The following is a 3,795-nucleotide window of genomic DNA, read 5'->3' on the forward strand; positions in this document are numbered from 1 at the left end:
AATGCTCTTGGAAACACGCATTTGAGGTGTTATCTTCATGCATTAGCACCGCTAAAGCATGCAAATAGTTAGCTTATCTCAATGCTTTAGTCGCCAAAAAAGAGTAAAATTAAAGCTGAGAGGAAATGAAATAAGCGTAACATCTTCAAATGTTTTCTTGCGTCAACTCCTTTATCGCTCTGAGGATAGTATCAGAGCTACAAGTGCGAAGTGTCGGATGAAGCGAGAGGTGGTTCATCAAATGAGTAGTGACATCCTGGGATACATGAACCGCCACAGAAGTAGATACTCGTGAAAGAACGGATGATTTCGCTGTACTGATAACCGAACGATCTACACCTTAGACCGAGGGTTGAGTCGATTACAGATGATAATGTGGAGTCAAATTGCTCCATGATTGAAAATAATCCCCCAAAAGGAGTGAGTCTCTCAGATTTAATTTGTATCTTCGCCATGTCTATCGTCGGATTCATATGCACATGGTCAAACTAATACTAGTAAGGTATTTGATGAAATATTAAAAGCATTAGACGTATGGTCATCTAAGCCCAATCTATCAATTATTAAAGGAAATTATTGATATATGAATAATTTTAAACGATTAATCCGACTTATCTGTTTTGGTTTGATGCTAGATGGAATTGTTCGTCTCTTCTTGTTTAGTCAATCACAACGATTAATAGAAATGAAAGATCTTAATTATTTGATTATGGTCATCGTTCCTTCATTTATTTATGTATTTTTGTTTGTTTTTTCAAAAAAAATGAGAAAAGATTTGTCTTTCATGAATCTCGTTTTGGGGTTTGTTTTCTTGTTATCCTTAATTTTAAAATATTTGGTATAATGAACAAAGATAATTTGTATTTACCTTTCTTTTTCAGCATATTTTATTTCATAGGTTGGATAGCTATACATATAGGAATTGTGTCAACTCCTCGTGAAAGTTTAATTTACCATTATCCTGCGGTTCTGTGGAGAGATTTTATAGTAATTATCGTATTGACTATATTTTATTATATATTTTGTTATATACTGCAATTGATATTTGGAATAAAAGATGCTACTGCTCGTTTACAATCAACGGTGGGGTTGTTTTGTTGTTTAGTAATTAGTTTTGTAGTAGGAATTGATTGGAGTCGATTAATTTAACCTCAAATCCGCAACTAAGCCCTTGAAGGTCCTTATTGCGTTTACACGTCCTCTCATTACTGAATTTGCAGATAATTTGAACTTGAAGCACCCACTTCTGCCTACAATATCCCTTTACCCCACAATGTGACTTGAGGCAATACACAATAGATGATAATGTGGAGTCAAATTGCTCCATGATTGAAAATAATCCCCCAAAAGGAGTGAGTCTCTCAGATTTAATTTGTATCTTCGCCATGCCTATCGTCGGATTCTCTTGTTTTTTTTTGCAACACTAAGATAAGTGAAAATTCTGACATGGCAAAAATCCTGAGCAACTTTTTGTTGCTCAGGTACTTAAAAAGTTTAATTTATAATAGTGTTGCGGAATTAAGGATAAATACGAATAATTTTAAAAGAAAGTGTTGATTATGAATATACTTGAAACTAGCCATCTCACTTTTAACTACAGAAATCATTCTGTATTAGAAGACATTAACTTGAAGATTCCAGAAGGTTCCATTTATGGATACTTAGGCAAGAATGGAGAGGGTAAATCAACAACGATAAAGATACTTTTAGGATTGGAGCAAACTAAAATAAATACGGTATTTTTCAATAAAAAAGAATTTCATTCCAACAGATTACATATCCTTCAAAATATAGGATGCTTGATTGAACATCCATTCTTCTATGCAGATTTGAGTGCCTATGAGAATCTAAACTATTTGGATATACTATATCATTGTGGACAAAAACGCATTCAAGAGGTTCTAGAGCTTGTGAATTTGACTAAAGATAAAGACAAAAAAGTTAGAAAATATTCTACAGGAATGAAACAACGCTTGGGAATTGCGATGGCAATGTTTCATAATCCGAAATTACTCATTCTTGACGAACCACTCAATGGACTAGATCCTCAAGGCGTTTTTGAAATGAGAGAGCTAATGCTCAAACTTAAAAGTAAAGGAAAAACTATTTTCATTTCAGGACATATCTTAGCTGAAATGGAGAAAATATGCACACACATCGGAATATTAAATAATAAAAGATTATTGTTTCAAGGAGAAATTAATAGTCTACTCAATCAGAAAAAGCAATCTTATTTAATACATACGGACCAACCGGAACGATGCATGAAGATATGTAAAGAACACTTGATTCCCACAAAAAGGATCTCTGATGGAACGCTTATTATAGAAATAGAGCAAGATGGTTCCTTTGACAGTTTTAAAAAATTAATGCAACAAAACCACATTCAAATTTTATTTGCAGATACATACCAAGAAAATTTGGAGTCTGTATTCCTTCATCTAATAAAAACCGACTTATGAAACCTATATCGTTCTTTACTATTCTTAAAAGTGAACACTATAAATTAAGATTTAATATTGCCATTTGGCTTTTCTTGCTATTTCCTTTGTTCATGACTTTATGCGTCGATATATATGTTTTGCATAAACATGCTGATGATATCTATAATCCGGCAATAACTATTGATTATAATCCTTGGGTATGGGTATTGGGTAGATACATCTTCGACTTCTATGCTCTGCTTTATCCAATTCTTGCAGCCATTTTGAGTTATTCTTTATGCGATGTAGAATATAAGAATTATGGATTTAGACTTCTTTTTACAAGACCAATTAGCAAGCTGACAATTTATTCGAGCAAAATAGTCTTCCTTTTAGAGATTAACTTTATTTCTTTCCTTATAGGTTATCTTTCTTTCCTCCTGTCTGGTTTTGCTCTGGATAAGTTATTACCTGGATATGAATTCTCCAGTTATAATGTTAATAACCTAATAGCTTCTTATTTTTCGTATTTGTTTATAGCACTTTCTGCTGTTTCATTTATACAATATTATCTTAGTTTGATTTTTAAGAGTTTTGTTTTACCTATTGGGTTTGCTAGCCTCATGACGATTTTTTGTATTATTGCTCAAAATAAAGATTATATCTACCTTATACCCTATAGTACAGTGTGGAGATTAAACTATTGTTTTTATAGCGGGATAATAAACTTTTCGAAAGGCGAATACGTAAACATAGCCTATGTGTTATTCTTTGTCGTTATCTCATTTTTTGTATTTATAAGGAAAAAATAAAAGATACCATTCGGTGAAAAAATCAAATAATTAATTAAGAAATAAAACTTTAGAGATGTTACAGAAATTAGCACTTCAAAAGAGTATTTCATTAATACACTAGTGAATCTATTACTACAGATCTTCTGAACGAATTCAACTTTAGTATCATCAGATCTATACATGAAACAAAATGCAGTCCCTAGCGTAATATTAGGGTAATAATAACTTAACAACTTAAAATAATGAAAAAATTAAGCCTCAAATCCGCAACTAAGCCTTGAACGTCCTTATTGCGTTTACACGTCCTCTCATTACTGAATTTGCAGATAATTTGAACTTGAAGCACCCACTTCTGCCTACAATATCCCCTTACCCCACAATGCGACTCTTCAAACAAGGATGAATGTTTTTTTGGACACCCTGTCAGAAGCTATGAACAGGTTTAAATTCACCTTTCTTTCTATCATAATAGACAGAGTTCCATAAATTGTTAAACTCTTGTTCTGTTATCATTTGGATATCAAGTTTACAATAGTCTTTCATTGTATAATCAGAATCTATCCAAAATCCAAAATTTC

The 3,795-nt window shown here is 32.3% G+C and carries 3 protein-coding genes and 2 pseudogenes; 3 read left to right on the forward strand and 2 right to left on the reverse strand.

Annotated elements, in window-relative coordinates; all coding sequences use genetic code 11:
- Positions 1 to 148: 148 nt before the first annotated feature.
- Positions 149 to 455: pseudogene (locus BN35_RS13405) on the reverse strand (IS1380 family transposase); the annotation flags it as partial.
- Between the two features lie 388 nt (positions 456 to 843).
- Between BN35_RS13405 and BN35_RS13850 the strand changes: the two are divergent.
- Complete coding sequence (locus BN35_RS13850) at positions 844 to 1,149, forward strand: hypothetical protein (RefSeq protein WP_169337620.1); 306 nt, start codon at positions 844 to 846, stop codon at positions 1,147 to 1,149.
- A gap of 106 nt (positions 1,150 to 1,255) precedes the next feature.
- On the opposite strand, the pseudogene BN35_RS14385 reads toward BN35_RS13850, so the two are convergent.
- Positions 1,256 to 1,387 (reverse strand): annotated as a pseudogene (locus BN35_RS14385) (IS1380 family transposase); the annotation flags it as partial.
- A 172-nt stretch (positions 1,388 to 1,559) separates the two neighbouring features.
- Between BN35_RS14385 and BN35_RS12565 the strand changes: the two are divergent.
- Together BN35_RS12565 and BN35_RS12570 are read left to right on the forward strand one after the other, a co-directional pair.
- On the forward strand, positions 1,560 to 2,462 hold the full coding sequence (locus BN35_RS12565; RefSeq protein WP_025073256.1) for an ABC transporter ATP-binding protein: 903 nt from the start codon (positions 1,560 to 1,562) through the stop codon (positions 2,460 to 2,462).
- Complete coding sequence (locus tag BN35_RS12570; protein WP_025073255.1) at positions 2,459 to 3,235, forward strand: ABC transporter permease; 777 nt, start codon at positions 2,459 to 2,461, stop codon at positions 3,233 to 3,235. The genes BN35_RS12565 and BN35_RS12570 overlap by 4 nt, the downstream gene beginning before the upstream one ends.
- Positions 3,236 to 3,795: the final 560 nt, after the last annotated feature.

The sequence above is a fragment of the Hoylesella timonensis 4401737 = DSM 22865 = JCM 15640 genome, assembly GCF_000455445.1.
Taxonomy (GTDB): domain Bacteria; phylum Bacteroidota; class Bacteroidia; order Bacteroidales; family Bacteroidaceae; genus Prevotella; species Prevotella timonensis.

Bases quoted from the DNA above. Each gene is read 5' to 3' on its own strand.
- BN35_RS13850 (WP_169337620.1), top strand. From the start codon at position 844: ATGAACAAAGATAATTTGTATTTACCTTTCTTTTTCAGCATATTTTAT.
- BN35_RS12570 (WP_025073255.1), top strand. From the start codon at position 2,459: ATGAAACCTATATCGTTCTTTACTATTCTTAAAAGTGAACACTATAAA.
- BN35_RS12565 (WP_025073256.1), top strand. From the start codon at position 1,560: ATGAATATACTTGAAACTAGCCATCTCACTTTTAACTACAGAAATCAT.